This is a genomic window from Burkholderia territorii (assembly GCF_001718335.1).
GTDB classification, from domain to species: Bacteria; Pseudomonadota; Gammaproteobacteria; order Burkholderiales; family Burkholderiaceae; genus Burkholderia; species Burkholderia territorii.
Genome location: NZ_CP013366.1, coordinates 1,742,110 through 1,757,694, shown reverse-complemented (window position 1 = coordinate 1,757,694; position 15,585 = coordinate 1,742,110). Strand labels below are relative to the sequence as shown.

The following is a 15,585-nucleotide window of genomic DNA, read 5'->3' as shown; positions in this document are numbered from 1 at the left end:
CTTCACTGGTGTGACGAACGGCGCGGCCGATTTTTTACCGTTTTGCGCGCAAAGTCGGAACGAATGCATTTTTCGAAGGCAGCGCTAAATATTTGCGCGGCCCGTTCGTCTATCAGGAAGGAACGCCGCGACCGGGCCCGCCCGCGCGCCGCTTTCGCATCGATCCTGCCGTTTCCGCAAGGTTTGCCTGCCCTTCATTTACCGACGTTGCCGATGACCGCTGCCCACGAGCCTTCTTTCCCGCCGTCCCTCGACGCCTCCCCCGGCCGCCCCGCGGCCCGCCTGATCCTCGCGCTGCTGCGCGAAAGCCGCGCGTCGCTCGCGCTGGCGCTCGTCGCGTGCGTGCTCAACGGCGTCGCGAGCGTGCTGCTCGTCGCGACGTTGAACCGCGCGCTCGCGACGCCCGGCGCGGCCGATGCGTCGCTCGCGTGGCGCTTCGCGCTGTGCGCGGTGATCGCGCTCGTCACGCGCATCGTGTCGGGCACGCTGTTCGCCCGGCTGTCGCAGGACACGATGGCGCGGCTGCGCGTGCATCTCGCGCGGCGCGTCGGCGCGGCCGAGCTGCGCGACATCGAGCGGATCGGCGCGGCACCCGTGCAGTCGGTGCTCACCGACGACGCGACCAACGTGTCGATGCTGTTCTTCGCGCTGCCGAACCTGGTGATGCACGGCTCGATCGTGTTCGGCTGCCTCGGCTATCTCGCGTGGCTGTCGTGGCCCGTGTGCGTGCTCGCGCTGACCGCGATCGTCGCGGGCTCGCTCGGCTACCACACCGGCGATCGCCGCGCGATCGCGTCGCTCGAGGCGGCCGGCCACGCGCAGGACCGCCTGTTCGGCTATCTCGGCGCGCTGTTCTCGGGCGCGAAGGAACTGAAGCTGCACGACGCGCGCGCACGCCAGTTCGTCGACGGCCAGCTCGGCGCCGCGATCGGCGAGGTGCGCGACCACCGCCGCCGCGCGTTCAGCGCGTATGCGGTCGGCGTCGGCTGGATCATCTTCCTGTTCTATGCGTTCCTCGGCGCGGCCGCGTTCTGGCCGCAGCTCGGCGTGCATGCCGATGCGGGCACCGCGGCCGGCTATGTCGTCGTGTTCCTGTTCATGCTGGTGCCGCTCGACGGACTGCTGAACAACCTGCCGACCGTCAACGCCGCGCGCGTATCGCTCGCGCGCATCGAAGGCGTGATGGCCGAATTCGGCGCGCTGCGCACGGTGCCGCCCGCCAGCGATGCACCGGACGTGCCGCCGGCCGGCGCGATCACGCTGCGCGGCGTCACGCACGCGTATTTCCACGAACGCGACGAACGCATGTTCCGGATCGGGCCGATCGACCTGACGATCCGGCCGGGCGAGCTCGTGTTCATCGTCGGCGGCAACGGCAGCGGCAAGACGACGCTCGCGAAGGTGCTGACAGGGCTCTACGAGCCAGAGGAAGGCGCGATCGAGGTCGACGGCCGCACCATCGGCTGGCGCGAGCGTGCCGCCTACCGGCAGCGCTTCAGCGCGGTGTTCAACGATTTCCATCTGTTCGATGCGCTGCTCGGCATCGTCGATCCCGACGATCCGGCGCGTGCGCAGGCCGATGCGCGCGCGAACGCGCTGGTGGCAAAGCTCGCGCTCGATCACAAGGTGAAAGTCGTCGACGGTGCGTTCTCGAACCGTGCGCTGTCGACCGGGCAACGCAAGCGGCTCGCGCTCGTCGTCGCATACCTGGAGGACCGGCCGTTCTACCTGTTCGACGAATGGGCGGCCGACCAGGATCCGTCGTTCAAGGCGGTGTTCTACGAGCAGTTGCTGCCGGAACTGCGCGCACGCGGCAAGGCCGTGATCGTGATCACGCACGACGACCGCTATTTCGATCTCGCCGATCGCCTGCTGAAGCTCGACAACGGGCAGATCGTCAGCGACACGACGCCCGAGCGGTCACGCGCACGGGACGGCGCGGACGCGCTGAGCGCGTAAGCATGCGTAAGCACGCGTGAACGCCGGCCGCCTTCATCCGCCGATCGCGGTGCGCAGGCGGCCGGTTTTCGGCTCCGCCGCGCGTAAAGGATCCGCAATGGACGCAAATATCGTTCGAGACACCGATGGATGCGTGACACCATCGACGCGAAGACTCGCGAATGCCCGTGCGACGCGCGTTTCCCTGCCCCCGAACGACGATCCGCTCGTTCAGCGCGCGGCCGGCAGCGCGAGCAGCGTGTCGGTCATCACGTCGGCCAGCTTCAACGCCGACATCGGCCCGCCGAACCCCCAGATGTTCCGTTCGACGAGTGCGATCCTGCGTTCCTGCAGCGCGGGCACGAAACGCCACACCGGCGAGTCGAGTTTCGACGACAGCGGCACGTCCATCCCCGTCGCGGTGACGAACAGCACGGCGAGATCGCGTTGCCGGAGCAGATCGGCGGACGTCACGTAAAGCGTGCCTTCCCGCGTCGGCTTCTTCGGCCACGGGTCGAGCCCGAGCGCGCGCGCGAGGCCCGCGGACGTGCTGTTGCCCGTATAGGCCCAGTAGCGATCGGGCAGCCCGAGATCCTGAAGGAGCGCGATGCGTTCGCCGCGACGGCCGGCGGCCGCGAGCCGCGCCGCATTGCGCGCGATCCCTGCGTCGAGCTTCCCTTCGATCGCCTTCGCACGCGCATCGCGGCCGGTCACCGCACCGATCGTCCGGAAGATCTGCCGCATCCAGTCGAGCTGCGTGACGGGCACGCCGTCTTCCGACACGTTCGGGCTGAACTGGAACAGGATCGTCGGCGCGATCCGGTCGAGCGCGGCAAAGATCGGCGCATGCCGGAAACCGACACCGATGATGAGGTCGGGCTTCACCGCGGCGATCGCCTCGAGCCCCGGCTCCTGACGCGAGCCGATGTCGGTCACGTGCGCGAGCCGCTCGCTTTCGTAGCCGAGCCAGCCCGGATAGAACGCGGTATCGGCCATGCCGACCGGCACGATGTCGAGCGCGATCGCGCTTTCGGCGAACATGAAGTCGAGCGCGACCACGCGTTGCGGCCGCACGGGCATCGTCGCACTCGCCTGCGAGACGACAGGGTTGCCGGCAAGCGAGCGGCCCGCTTGCGCCGACGTGCCGCCCTGCCCGCCGCGCGCGACATCCGCGACCGCGGCGGGCGGCGCAGCCAGCGCACCGCAGCATGCGGCGCCGAGCGCGGCCAGTGCGCCGAGCGCCTGGCGGCGGCCGGCGTGCGGCCTCCCCGTCACCGGATCGCGTCCTGCTCGGCCAGCGCCGCGTCGTCCATCGTCAATAGCAGCGGGCAGCTTCCACACAGTTGCGTTTCTCCAGGAATTTCATAGCGCAGGCAGCACACGCGGCGCGCGCGAAACGGCGTCGGCAGCAGCGGCGAACGCGGTACCGCGTCGCGCACCGGCAGGCGCAGCGGATTCGGCTCGCCTTCGACGCGACACGCACCGAACAGCCACGCGGCATCGCGCGCGGAATCGGCCGCGCACGGCAGCGAACGATACGTGCCGAACAGATGGTCGAGCAGGTTGCCCGCGTTGCTCCACAGCACGCGCGGCGTGACGCGGCCCATCGCCGCGAGCAGCGCGATCACCGCGCCAAGATGCGCGAGCAACCCGGCATAGCGCGGTGCGGGTGCGTCGCACGGTTCGCCGAGCGCGTCCGGCGCGACATACAGCGCGGCCGGCATCCCGTCGTCGAGTGCGACGAACGTGCGGCCAGGCGCCATGTCGAGCGGCCGGCCGAGCGTCAGCGCGGCGACCACGCCGGCGAGCACTGCACGGCCGAAGTAATACTTGCTCCATTGCGACATCAGCGCACGCGCATGCAGCGCCGGATCGCCGCCGTAGTGGCGGACCATCGCATCGAGCAGCGCATCGCGATGATCGGGCAGCGCGTCGACCGGCACGACGATCCGGCCCGGCGCGAGCGCATCGTCGGGCATGCCGAGCCACACCGTGTCGAGATGCTCGGCGAACGGCTCGGGCGCGAACGCGGAGAAGCGCGTGGCGCGTGCACCGTCGAGCGCCTGCGTCATCGCCCCGCGCGCCGGGCGCGGCGCCCCTCGAGAACCAGCAGCCCGAGCAGATACGGCGCGCCGATCAGCGCGGTCAACACGCCGGCCGGCACTTCGCGCGGCGCGACGACCGTGCGGGCCGCCAGGTCGGCGCATCCGAGAATCAGCGCGCCGCATGCGGCCGCCAGCCACAGCCGCGTGCGATGCCGACGCGCGCCGAGCATCGTCGCGACGTGCGGCGCCATCAGTCCGATGAAGCCGACCGGCCCGACCGCCGCGACGGCCGCGCAGGCGGCGAGCGTCGCGATCGTCAGCGCGAGCGGGCGCAGCGCGGCGACCGGCAGGCCGAGCGCGGCCGCCTGGTCGTCGCCGAGCGCGAGCATGTCGAGCGGCCGGGCAAGCCATGCGAATACGGGAATCGCCAGCACGCACCACGGCAGCAGCATCGACACCTCGCCCCAGCTGCGGCCGTAGGTGCCGCCGACGAGCCACACGACGAAGCGCGCGGGCTGCACGCTTTCCTGCGTGATCAGCCATTGCGCGAGCGTGGTCCATAGCGCGCCGATCACGATGCCGGTCAGCGCGACCGCGAGCGGTGCGTAACGGTGCCGGTGATTCAGCGCGAGCGTGATCGCGAGCGACAGCGCGCCGCCGATCAACGCGGACACGGCGAGTGTCACGTGCCCCATCAGCGGCCACGTCGACAGCGCGAAAAGCGTCACGAGCCCCGCGCCCTGCGTGACGCCGAGCACTTCGGGGCCCGCGAGCGGGTTGCGCACGACGCTCTGCATCGCGACGCCGCTCACGGCCAGCAGCGCACCCGCGAGAAGCGCGCACAGCAGTCGCGGCATGCGCAGGTCGATCAGCATCCGTGCGACGGCATCGTGACCGGACAGCGCGGCGGACCAGCGTGCCGGCGACACCCACTCCGGGCCGGCTGACACGCCGGCAAACACGACGAGGACGCCGGCCGCGACGAACAGCGCGGCAAGCAACGGCCAGCCGCGCTGTTCGAGCCAGGCGACCACCCGTGTCGAGCCGCTGCCGGCCGCGCGCTCGGCTTGCGCGTGCAGCACGCCCGACCATGCGGCGCCGCGCCGGATCATCGCGAGCATCAGCGGCGTGCCGACGAGCGCGATCGCGACGCCGGTCGACAATGTCGCATCGAGGCCCGACGCGAGCACCGCGCTGTCGGTGACGAGCACGAGCGCACCGCCCGCCAGCGCCGACAGCGGCACCAGCACGCCGAGCCGGGCCGCGCGCGCGCCGCGCACCTGGCGCAGCAGGTTCGGCGCGACGAGCCCGACGTACGACAGCGGGCCGGCGATGCTGACGGCCACGCTCGTGAACGCGACCGCGACGATCGTCGCGGCGAGCCGCGACGCGTCGACGCGCACGCCTGCGGCGGCCGCCGCCTCGTCGCCGAGCGCGAGCGGGTTCAGCGGCCGGATCACGAACGGCAATGCCAGCAGCGGCAAGACGAGCCAGCGCGCGGCGAGCGCGAGCCCGGTCGCGCCCGGCTGATAGAGACTTCCGTTGGTCCACAACGCGGCGCCCGCGATGTTCTGCTCGAAGAACGCGAGCACGAGCGTCGACAGTGCCGCGAACAGCAGCATGCAGACGCTGCCGGCAAGCACCAGCCGCAGCGGCGTCGCGCGCCAGCCGCCGGCCGCGACGATCGCGCACGCGGCGGCCGCGAGCCCGCACACGAACAGCAGCGGCACCGACGCGACTCCGGCGAGCGCCGGCACCAGCATCGCCGCGAGCAGGCCAAGCTGGGCGCCGCCCGTCACGCCGAGCAGATCGGGCGATGCGAGCGGGTTGCGCGTGAGCGACTGGAACAACGCGCCCGCGACGCCGAGGCAGCCGCCGGCGACCAGCGCGGCCGCGACGCGCGGCAGCTGTAGGTCGAACAGGAACACGCCCGCCAGCGCGGCAGCGTCGCTGCCGGGCGCCGCGTTCCACCATGCGAGCAAGTCCGGCGCGATGCGCAGCACCGCCAGCAACACGATCAGCACGACGAGGCCGAGCGCGAGCGCGCCGGCACGGCGGCCGGATGCCGCGCGCTGCCCGCTTGCCGCAAGCCGCTTGCGCATCGCGAACGTCGTCATACGGCGATATCCCGATGAACCGCGCGATCGAACGCGACCGCCGTGCCGGATGCCGGCGGCCCGTACGCCGGCACGCACATCGGCGCGCCCGTCTGCGGATGCGCGAGCTTCAGCATGTCGACGCCGAACGCCGCGCGCAGCCGCGCGGGCTCCAGCATCGCGTCCGGCGAGCCTTGCGCGACGAGGCGGCCGGCACGCATCAGCACGATCTCGTCGCTGTACGCCGCCGCCTGGTTCAGGTCGTGCAAAACCCACACGATCGTCAGCCCGCGTGCGCGGTTCAGCGCGCGCAGCGCATCGAGGATGTCGAGCTGGTGATGAATGTCGAGATAGGTCGTCGGCTCGTCGAGCAGCACGATCGGCGCCTGCTGCGCAAGCGCCATCGCGATCCACGCGCGCTGCCGCTCGCCGCCGGACAGCGCGCCGACGTCGCGCTCGGCGTCGCCCGCGAGACCGCTCGTGTCGAGTGCCTCGTCGATCGCCGCATGGTCGGCGCGCGACAGCCCGCGCAGGAACCCGCCATACGCGTAGCGCCCATACGCGACGAGCTCGCGCACGGTGAGCCCCGACGGAATCTGGTTGAACTGCGCGAGCATCGTCAGCTCGCGCGCGAGCGCGCGACGGCGAAACGACGCGAGCGGCTTGCCGTTCACGTCGACATGGCCCGAGCGCGCCGGCTGCAGGCCCGCGAGCGTGCGCAGCAGCGTGCTCTTGCCGCAGCCGTTCGGGCCGCACAGCGCGGTGACGCGGCCGGCCGCGATCGACAGGTCCAGCCCGTCGATCACGACATGGTCGCGATAACCCACCGTCAATCCGCGCGCGGCAAGCGCGGCGATACTACGCGCCATCGGCCCTCCGTTCGGTTGCGCGCGCAACCGTATGGCTCTGCGCCATCGCGACGACCACCTTGCGCGGCCCTTCGAACGGGTCGCGTGCATGCGCGCTCAGCATGTTGTCGAGCATTAGCACGTCGCCCGTCCGCCACGGAAACACGATGCGCTGGCGGTCGAGCACGCCGCGAATTTCCGCGAGCGCGTCGGCCTCGAGCGGCTCGCCGTCGCCGTAATACACGTTGCGCGGCACATTCTCGAGCCCGACCGCGTCGACGAGCGCTTCCTGCATGTCTTCGTCGAGCGCGGACAGATGAAACAGGTTCGCCTGGTTGAACCACACGCGCTCCCCCGTGCGCGGATGGCGCGCCACGGCCTGGCAGCGTTCGCGCGTGCGCAACAGCAGCTCGCCGTCGTCGCCGGTGCGCCATGCGCATTCGATGCCGCGTGCCGCGCACATCCGCTCGACCTCCGCCGGCTCGTCCGTGCCGAACGACTGCTGCCACGGCAAGTCGAGCCCCTGGCCGAAGTTGCGCACGTACAGCAGCTCGCGCTGCTCGAAGCGTGCGACCAGCGCCGGATCGAGCGCGCGATACACGGCGCGGCTGTCCGCGATCGGCGTCGCGCCGCCCTTCGGCGCCGCGAGCGCGCAATGGAACCAGATCCGCAACGGCCACTCGCGCGTGTACGACTGCTCGTTGTGCAGCGGAATCGCACGGTGCGGCGGGTATTCGGTCGACGTGTAGACGGCGCCTTCGACCTGGCTGCGCGGCGTCGACGCATATTCATAGCCGATCAGCGGATCGCCGAACGACGCCGCGAACCGCTGGAACGCGTCGATCGACGGCACGTGAAAGCCCGTAAACAGCACACCGCCCGCCCGTTCGAGCGTGTCGGCCGCAATCGCATGCGCGAGCGGCGCGATCTCGTCGATCGACATGCCGTCGGCGCCGCGCGGCGACACGACGGTGGGCAGCCCCGGCTCGATACGCAGATCGTCGAGCGTCGGCAACGAAAGCAGGGTCATGCAACGTCCTCTTCAGGTGGCGCGCGCCGCGCACGCGGCGCAGCGGGTCACGACGCGCGCGTCGCGCGGTCGCCATCCATCGCGCGGCGCAGGCTCGCGGGGCGCATGTCGGTCCAGACGGTCTCGATGTGCGCAAGGCAGTCGGCCTTCGGGCCGCGCACGCCGACTTCGCGCCAGCCGGCCGGCACGGGCCGGAACGTCGGCCAGATCGAATACTGTTCTTCGTCGTTGATGACGACCGTGTAGACGAGGTCGTCGATGTCGGCGGAAGGCGTCGTGGCTTGCGTCATGATCGAATCGGAAAATCGGGAGACGGTTGAAGGAAGCGAAGCGGCGAAGTGTCGAATCGGCCGCTTCTGTGTTGAAGACGATTGGCCGGCGCGATTTTTTACCGCCGCCGCGCGCGGCCGCCGAGGAACGCCGGGCATGCGTCACCGCGATGGCAAGCGTCGAGACATTCCGCGCAGTGCCGCTGCGCGTCGCGCACCATGAAATGCACGAGGGTTTGCGACACGTTCAACGCGCGCGCCGCCGTCTGCAGCGTCTCCTCGCGCAGCCGCACCATCTCGAACGCCGCGCGGCTGCGCGCCGGCAGGTCGTCGAGCGCGGCCCACACGCGGCGCAACGTGTCGCGTGTCATCAGCGCGGCCTCCGGCGTGGGCTCCGGCGACGGCACGTCGAGGCCGTCGTCCTCTTCCGTGTGATAAACGTTCTCGAGGCTTTGCCGGCGGCACGCGTCGATCGATGCATTGCGCACCATCCGCGTCACGTACGCGATCGGCTGGCGCACCGCGTCCTGGTTCGGGAATTCGACCAGTTTCACGAACACGTCGTGCACGACGTCCTCGGCCCGGCTCGCACAGCCGACGAAGCCGCGCGCGACGTTGACGAGCATCGCGCGGTGGGAAACCAGCACGTCGAGCAGCGCGCCCTGCGCATGCGCCTCCGCGGTACGGCGCACACGCGGCGCGGGGCGCGACCGCCGATCCGGAACCTTGCCGAGGAACGGGTTTGCCGTTGCCGCCGCCGGCCGTTCGAGCACTTCCGCCATAGCCATCGATCTGCTCCGTCAGATTTCGAGATAGCGCAATTTAACGTAAACGCAAATCATTCTCAATCAGATTACGAGATGACCCTTCGGATCGTCAGGATTTGTCTGATCAATGGGTCGGATCGGCGACGAATGGCACGGTGACGGCGGATCGGTGTCGAGCCGGGCGCTGTGCGGATGTGACGCAAGCGTGCGAAACGGCACGGCTGGCGCGCCGTTGTATCGATCGACGGGCGAATCCGCCGAGCGTGCGCGGCATGCATCACGCCGACGCCGCCCTTCGCCAGCATGCCGACACGCGAGCGGCCGTTATTTGCGGTAGCAACTTCTTACCGCATGAAATTTTGGGGGCTCGTACGATGGCCCCTGCCGTTTCCAAGGGAGAACAACATGAAATCCATCGTGTTATCCGCCGTCATGGTGGGCGCGCTGTCGAGCGCGATGCTGACGGGCTGCGTGGCCTACCCCGGCCCGGCTGAAATCACGGTCGGCTGGCATGGCGATCGCTACTGGGACGGACACCGCTACTGGGAGCGCCGCGACTGGGAAGCCCGGCATTCCGGCGGTTATGACGACCGCCGGGACGACCGGCGCGACAATCGCCCGGACGACCGGCGACCGCAGTGGTAAACGCTCCTTCCCGTGAACCGCAATCGAACGACAGGACCTCGATATGAAGACGCTACTGAAAACGCTGATCGCCGCCGCCGTTGCCGCCGCCGTGCTCGTGCCGGCCATTGCCGAAGCGCATCCGCATCGCGTGTGCCACTTCGAGCATCATCACCACAAGGTGTGCCGCTGGGTGCGTTGAGCCGCGCGCCGCGCGTCTGAAAACAAGCGCCGGCATGCCGGCGCTCGTTTCATCGGATGCGTGCGGCGAATGCGCGGCCGACCGCGTCAGTAGATGAACAACCGGATCGTCGCCGTGCCGTTGAACGGGCCGGTCTTCGGCGGCCCGAACGCCTTCAGCACCGCGTCGAGCATCACGCTCTGGTAGTTCACGTTACCGGGCATCTGCGCAAGCACGAACTGCTGGTTGAACGGGATGGCCGTGCCATTTCTGTCCTCGATGCCGATCCCGAAATTGCTCTTCGCGTCCGGCACGAGCAGCCCGTTCTGCACGGTCTGCGACGTCTCGAAGTAACCGTCCACGCGTACCGGCACGCTGCACTGCTTGGTCAGCGCGAGACTGAACGACTTGCGCGGCACCGCCGGCGAGAAGCCGTTCCCCGTCGCCTGAACCTGGCCGAATTTCACGATGCCCGGCTCCGGCGTTACCTTCACGTCGACCATGCACGGCGTCGGCTTCAGGTTCTGCAGGCCGCTCAGCTTGTAGCGGAAACTTCCCTTGCTGTTCAGGCCGCGCTCGCCGTCGAACTGGAACACCGCGTAGATATCCGACGGTGGCCGCACCCACGTGCCCTTCTTGCGAACGACGACTTGATACGTAATGCTGATCGGCCATTTCGGACACATCCCGGCATTGACCTGGCGGTCGCTCATCTCGCAGATCTGCACGTAGCGATGCGTGCCGATGCCATTGCCCGGCTGGCTGCTGCGCCCGTAGTAGTCGGTGCCCTCGAAGCGGATGCCGATTTCAAGACCCCACGCGGCCGGATTCTGCCGTTCCGGGTTCGCGTAGAAATAGATCTGCTCGGGGAAATTCTGCAGCCCGCCGATATCCTTGTAGCAATAGCCGGTCGTCGTGCGCGGCGGCGACACCCAGATCACGTAGCCGTCCGGTGCGTCGGTCGGATACGACGCGACGTTGCCGATTGCTTCGGTCAACGACATGCCGCCGTTGTCCGCGATGCATTTGAGCGCCCACGCCGGCTGCGCCAATGCGACGAACAGCGCGAACATGCTCCACCGGAGCCACGCAGGCAGCCGCGCCGCGATGGCATTGCGTCGCACGCCGCTCATTTCTTCACGCTCTTGCACGCACCGGCTTCGCATGCGTACTCGACCGCCACCTGGCCGCCGTAATCGTCGATGTGCGTGACGAACAGCGTCGACGGCGTCGCGGCCTTGAACGGCACGTCGGCCGTGCTCATCGGGCTCACCATCACCGGCTCGATCGGTACCGGCGTCTTCTGCGCGCCTGCCGTCACCTCGACCACCGTCACGTGATACGGCGTCGGATTGTCGAACACGAGCTTGTGCGCCGCCGCGTCGACGCGCAGCGTCATCGGCAGCGTCCAGTCCTCGTCGCGCGCCGGCTGCACGGCCTTCGGCCGGTAAAACAGCTTCATCTGCGTATGCAGCGCGATCTGCAACGTGTTCGGCGTATCGGATTTCGGCGGCACTTCGCGGATGTTCAGGTAGAACACCGATTCGCGATCGGCCGGCAGCGCCGTGCCCGGCAGCTTCGCGATCCGCAGCACGTTGCGCTCGTTCGCCTCCACGCGCTGCAGCGGCGGCACGACCATCAGCGGCGTCGTCACCCTGTTGCCCTTCGTGTCCTCCAGCCACGACTGCACGAGATACGGATACGTCGTGCTCTTGTTCGTGATGGTGACGATCGCGGCCTGTTCGCCTTCGTTGAAGATCACGCGCGTGCGGTCGGGCACGATCGCCGCATGCGCGGCACCGGCGAGCAGCACGCCGGCCGCGGCCAGCGCGCACGATGCGCGTCGCGGGAAGGAATGAGAGAAAGCAGTAGTCATCGCTGGATCCGTGAAATCATCGTTCGGCCCGCGCGGCCGCTGCGTGCGACTCGCCGGGCGTCTGGCACGTCACCGGAATCGGCGTGCCTTCGAGTTGAAGCTGATTGGGCAGTGCGTCCACCGTGCACAGCGTGCGTTCGCCCGCGCGAACCGCGAGCGCGGATTTCGGCTGAACCTGGGTCAGGAACGCCGCCCCGCCCTCGCCGACGATACCGAGCTCCTTGCCGTTGGCCGCGTCCTGCACCGACGCGCCGAACGGCAGCGGCTTGCCGGCCGTGTCGGTCAGCGTCAGGTACAGGTTGCTGCCGCGCGCGGCGGAAAACTTCGCGAAACCGATCGCACCGTCGGTGAGCACCATGCGCTGGATCGGGTTCGTCACCTGCACTTCGAGCGGCAGCTTCTCGACGTTGACGGTCGCGTCGTACACGTTGTACGGCGAGATCCCGTCGAGCACCGCATAGCCGCGCGAGTCGGTATGCGTGAGCGTGCCGGACAGCGGCACGTCGGGCACGCCGTCGGTCGATACCAGCAGGCGCGTATCGCCGGCGTTGCCGTTCGCGTGCGCGGACACGCCATAGCGCGTCGCGACGAACGAGCCGTCCACCTCGAGCGACGCGGCCGCATACGCGTTGGCGAGCGTCGACGCCTGCGCGGTCAGCTGATACGTCGACGTGCGCTGGCGGAAGCTCGCGTTCGCCGCCGCGCGGCCGTCGGTCGCGCCTGCATTGACCTGGTAGGTGCGGCCGTCCGGATCGTCGTAGATGTATCCCGCGTTCACGCTCGTGCTGCCGCTGCCCGTCGTCAGGTTCGACGTGACGGTGTGGCGGCCGCCGATCGGCAGCGTCGCGGTCACCGAAAGCTGATTGCCGCTCGCGCCCGCGCTTTGCGTGCGGAAGGCCGACACGCTGACGTTCAGGTTGCGCAGCGCGCCGACCGAGAACGCGCGCGTCAGCGTGAGGCCCACGCGCTGCTCGGAAGAGCGCGCCCAGTAGGTCGTCTGGTCGTACGAGAAATAGGTCGACGTGTCGCCGAAACGCTTCGACAACGTCGCCGAGTAGCGCTGCTTGCTGTTGGCGAGACCGTACGCGGTCGGGTCGCCGGAGAACTGCGCGAAGTTGGTGTAATCGCGCTCAGAGAAGCGATAGCCGAAGAAGCGCACGTCCGCATCGAGCCCGTCGAAGTGCTTCGAATAGTTGATGCGGTACGAGTTGCCGTTGCGCGTCGCGCCGTTCCACCACAGCCGCGCCCGTGCGTGCGTGACGTCGGCCGACACCGCGCCGAACGTGCCGAAATCGCGGCCGACGCCGAGCGCGATCGACGTATAGCCCGAAGCCGCGATGAAGCCGCCGTACACCGTGATGTCGAGCGGCAGGCCATAGGCGGCTTCGCCGAAGCCGAAGAACGGCGTGATGCCCGCGCCGCCGAACTGCCGCGGCTTGCCGACGGCGGCTTTGTAGCGCAGTTGTCCGGCGCGCGCGAGGAACGGCACGGCGGCCGTCGTCACCTGGAAGCGCTGCACGCTGCCGTCCTCCTCCTCGACCGCGACGTCGAGCGTGCCCTGCACGCTCGTGTTGATGTTCTGCAGCGCGAACGCGCCCGGCGACACGCGCGTCACGTACAGCACGCGGCCCGCCTGCGACACGGTCACCGTCGCATTGGTGCGCGCGACGCCCGAGATCAGCGGCGCATAGCCGCGCAGCGAAGGCGGCAGCATGCGGTCGTCGCTGCGGATCGACGCACCGGTCAGCGCGAACGTGTCGAAGATGTCCGAGCTCAGGTAGTCGTCGCCGAACGTCACCGTCGACTGGATCGACGGCAGCGCGCGAAATGCATAGAGCCGGCTGAAGCGGAACGTCCGGTCCGCGTACGCCGTGTTGCCCACGTTCGACTGCGCCTGGTAGTCGCCGCGAAAGCGCCATGCATCCCAGTTCGCGCCGATCGTGCCGTAGGCCTGGATCGAATTCGTCTGTGCGCCGCCCGAGCCGAAGCTGCGGTTCGTATTCGCGATCACGCGATAGTCGAGCATCGCGCCCGGAATGCCTTCCGACCAGCGCGCCGGCGGCAGGTAGGTCGAATCGGTGAACTCGAGCGCGGCCTGCGGAATCGTGATCTTGAGCCGTCCGTCGCTCTTCAGGTAACGCACGGTCGCCCCTTCGATCGCACCGAGATCGACGCACCGTCCGCCCTCGAAGCGCGGCAGATCCTTCGCGAGCGACGGCTTCAACCCGAACTGGGCGACGAGTTCCGGCGGCAGGCACGGCTTGCCGGTGCCGGACCCGTCGAGCGCGATGAACCGGATCGCCTGCAGTCCGTAGAACAGGTCGTTGACCTGCACGTCGAGCATGTATTCGCCGGGCAGCGTGAAGTCGGCCTGAGAGAACTGCGACAGGTCGACGTTGTTCGTGCCGTCGATGTCGAGAAACGACGAATTGAATTCCGTCGCATGGCTCTGGCTGCCGACCACCAGCACGGAGACGCAAAGGAAGGAATGTCTGATTCGCACGCGGTGCTACCGGAAGTCCAGGGAAGAAGAAACGGGAAATGAAGCGAGGATGGAGAAAGGGTGCGCACACCCCTTCTCCGGTACGGACGCTTACTGGTAGCGAACCGTGAAGTTCGCGACGCCGTCGGCGGTACCCGGCGTCACGCCGGCTGCCGTCGCTTCGTACATGGCCGCGAAGCGTGCGATGTTCGTGCCGTTCTGCAGCACGGTCGGCGCCTTTTGCTCCGCGCCGTTGTCGAGGTATTCACCCGACGCTGACTGCAGGCGGATGCCGACGTTGGTGGCCGAGCCGATCGTGGCGAGCAGCTTCGGCTGGCCGGCGCTCGACGTGCCCGTGAACGTGAAGTACGCGTTCTGCGCGATGCTCGTGTCGCAGTCGGTCAGCTTGATGTCGAAGTTGGTCGGCGTGGACTTGTCGCCGGCCTGCTTGAACGTGTGGGTCGGCACCTTGCCGAGGTTCACGGTCTGGTTGACCGAGCCCGAATCGATGCCGCATGCGCCTGCGACGATCTCGCCCGTGAAGTTGATCGTGCCGGTGCCGTCTGCGAAAGCCGAGGTGGACAGGGCTGCGAGTGCGACAGCGGTCAGGAGGAATTTTTTCATGACGTTTCCGTGTGAATTGCAAAGGGAATGGACGACGTGGCGGATACAAAAGGCAGCATGTGGTTGGCTCCCGTCCGTCACGAGGCGGCATTATCGAGATACGAGTGAAAGAATTCTGTAAAGCATTGTTAAATCACCAATGACAATCTTATTTTTACGCACTTTCAGGCGCACTCTTTCGCTGCAATTCTCAATACGGAAATTTTTATACGAAGTCCTTTTTAATTCTCCGGAACCGCTTGAAAACTAAAGAAGTTTCCCTTTCTGAATTTCCACGACGCCGCCTTTCCTTGCTGCACAAGGCTTTCCGATATAACCACCCGGAAAAGACAAAATTCTGTCCAATACCGCCATCGTTGTCCGATCGCAACGGAAACGATCACCGATTTTCAACTGACAGGAAATTAACGAGCGATTTTCTTCAGCTGAAATTTCCCGCGCAAACGATTGCGCAATCATCACAAACGTTTCGCCGCGACATTTTGTCGCCCGCATTATTCGCGATACCAGAATTAATCGAACCGTCAATCGCGGATTAAATTCCGCGTGCCGCGACTTCATCCGGCGCACGTTCGCGACGATGCATACGCGGCGTTTCGGCGCACTGGATGGAATCGAAAAGAAGGAAGTCCCGCCCGAGCGGGAGCCGGGATGCGTGCCGAGCGAAGGGTGCCCTTCAAGCTCGACAGCCAGGGGAAGAACTCGGACGACGACGCGCGAACGGACGCGTCGCCAATCGCGGTCGATGCGCGACGGTAGCGATGCCGACCGCAAGCGACGGCGCCTCGCCGTGCGCCATCGCCAC

At 68.0% G+C, this 15,585-nt stretch carries 15 protein-coding genes; 3 read left to right on the top strand and 12 right to left on the bottom strand.

The annotated features are described in order from the left end of the window. Positions 1-213 precede the first annotated feature (213 nt). A complete protein-coding gene (locus WS51_RS18735) occupies positions 214-1,959 on the top strand; it encodes a cyclic peptide export ABC transporter (protein WP_069229625.1) in 1,746 nt (581 codons plus the stop codon). Between the two features lie 210 nt (positions 1,960-2,169). On the opposite strand, the gene WS51_RS18730 is transcribed toward WS51_RS18735, so the two are convergent. The 7 genes from WS51_RS18730 to WS51_RS18700 form a co-directional block, all read right to left on the bottom strand. Further along, complete coding sequence (locus WS51_RS18730) at positions 2,170-3,213, bottom strand: ABC transporter substrate-binding protein (protein ID WP_069229624.1); 1,044 nt, start codon at positions 3,211-3,213, stop codon at positions 2,170-2,172. Further along, positions 3,210-4,010: a siderophore-iron reductase FhuF gene (gene fhuF, locus WS51_RS18725; RefSeq protein WP_069229623.1), complete on the bottom strand. Its 801-nt coding sequence runs from the start codon at positions 4,008-4,010 to the stop codon at positions 3,210-3,212. Before fhuF ends, WS51_RS18730 begins: the two co-directional genes overlap by 4 nt. Next, positions 4,007-6,100, bottom strand: coding sequence for a Fe(3+)-hydroxamate ABC transporter permease FhuB (gene fhuB, locus WS51_RS18720; RefSeq protein ID WP_069229622.1), 2,094 nt, complete (start codon positions 6,098-6,100; stop codon positions 4,007-4,009). The genes fhuF and fhuB overlap by 4 nt, the downstream gene beginning before the upstream one ends. Beyond that, positions 6,097-6,948 carry an ABC transporter ATP-binding protein gene (locus tag WS51_RS18715; protein ID WP_060136630.1) on the bottom strand — a complete coding sequence of 284 codons (852 nt, stop codon included), beginning with the start codon at positions 6,946-6,948 and terminating at the stop codon, positions 6,097-6,099. Before WS51_RS18715 ends, fhuB begins: the two co-directional genes overlap by 4 nt. Then, positions 6,938-7,957, bottom strand: a complete 1,020-nt coding sequence (locus tag WS51_RS18710; RefSeq protein ID WP_059790686.1) for a TauD/TfdA family dioxygenase — start codon at positions 7,955-7,957, stop codon at positions 6,938-6,940. The genes WS51_RS18715 and WS51_RS18710 overlap by 11 nt, the downstream gene beginning before the upstream one ends. Before the next feature lie 47 nt (positions 7,958-8,004). Beyond that, positions 8,005-8,247: an MbtH family protein gene (locus WS51_RS18705; protein ID WP_059449665.1), complete on the bottom strand. Its 243-nt coding sequence runs from the start codon at positions 8,245-8,247 to the stop codon at positions 8,005-8,007. Positions 8,248-8,345: 98 nt separating this feature from the next. After that, complete coding sequence (locus WS51_RS18700; protein WP_059501977.1) at positions 8,346-9,014, bottom strand: RNA polymerase factor sigma-70; 669 nt, start codon at positions 9,012-9,014, stop codon at positions 8,346-8,348. Between the two features lie 384 nt (positions 9,015-9,398). On the opposite strand from WS51_RS18700, the gene WS51_RS18695 reads away from it, so the two are divergent. Together WS51_RS18695 and WS51_RS32575 are read left to right on the top strand one after the other, a co-directional pair. Further along, positions 9,399-9,638 (top strand): hypothetical protein, encoded by a 240-nt coding sequence (locus tag WS51_RS18695; protein ID WP_069229621.1) that lies wholly within the window; start codon positions 9,399-9,401, stop codon positions 9,636-9,638. A gap of 43 nt (positions 9,639-9,681) precedes the next feature. After that, positions 9,682-9,819, top strand: coding sequence for an HHHH-motif protein (locus WS51_RS32575; protein ID WP_167357994.1), 138 nt, complete (start codon positions 9,682-9,684; stop codon positions 9,817-9,819). An 86-nt stretch (positions 9,820-9,905) separates the two neighbouring features. On the opposite strand, the gene WS51_RS18690 is transcribed toward WS51_RS32575, so the two are convergent. The 5 genes from WS51_RS18690 to WS51_RS32160 all read right to left on the bottom strand — a co-directional run bounded on the left by WS51_RS18690 (position 9,906) and on the right by WS51_RS32160 (position 15,554). Further along, on the bottom strand, positions 9,906-10,931 hold the full coding sequence (locus WS51_RS18690; RefSeq protein WP_059501974.1) for a fimbrial protein: 1,026 nt from the start codon (positions 10,929-10,931) through the stop codon (positions 9,906-9,908). Next, positions 10,928-11,674, bottom strand: coding sequence for a fimbrial biogenesis chaperone (locus WS51_RS18685; protein WP_059771069.1), 747 nt, complete (start codon positions 11,672-11,674; stop codon positions 10,928-10,930). Before WS51_RS18685 ends, WS51_RS18690 begins: the two co-directional genes overlap by 4 nt. Before the next feature lie 16 nt (positions 11,675-11,690). Beyond that, positions 11,691-14,177, bottom strand: a complete 2,487-nt coding sequence (locus tag WS51_RS18680) for a fimbria/pilus outer membrane usher protein (RefSeq protein ID WP_462138291.1) — start codon at positions 14,175-14,177, stop codon at positions 11,691-11,693. A 90-nt stretch (positions 14,178-14,267) separates the two neighbouring features. Continuing rightward, entirely contained in the window at positions 14,268-14,780 is a 513-nt protein-coding gene (locus tag WS51_RS18675) for a fimbrial protein (protein WP_069229620.1), read from the bottom strand. A gap of 246 nt (positions 14,781-15,026) precedes the next feature. Next, the gene (locus WS51_RS32160) at positions 15,027-15,554 is read right to left on the bottom strand and encodes a hypothetical protein (RefSeq protein WP_155773605.1); all 528 of its coding nucleotides are present in this window, start codon (positions 15,552-15,554) and stop codon (positions 15,027-15,029) included. Between the last annotated feature and the right edge of the window lie 31 nt (positions 15,555-15,585).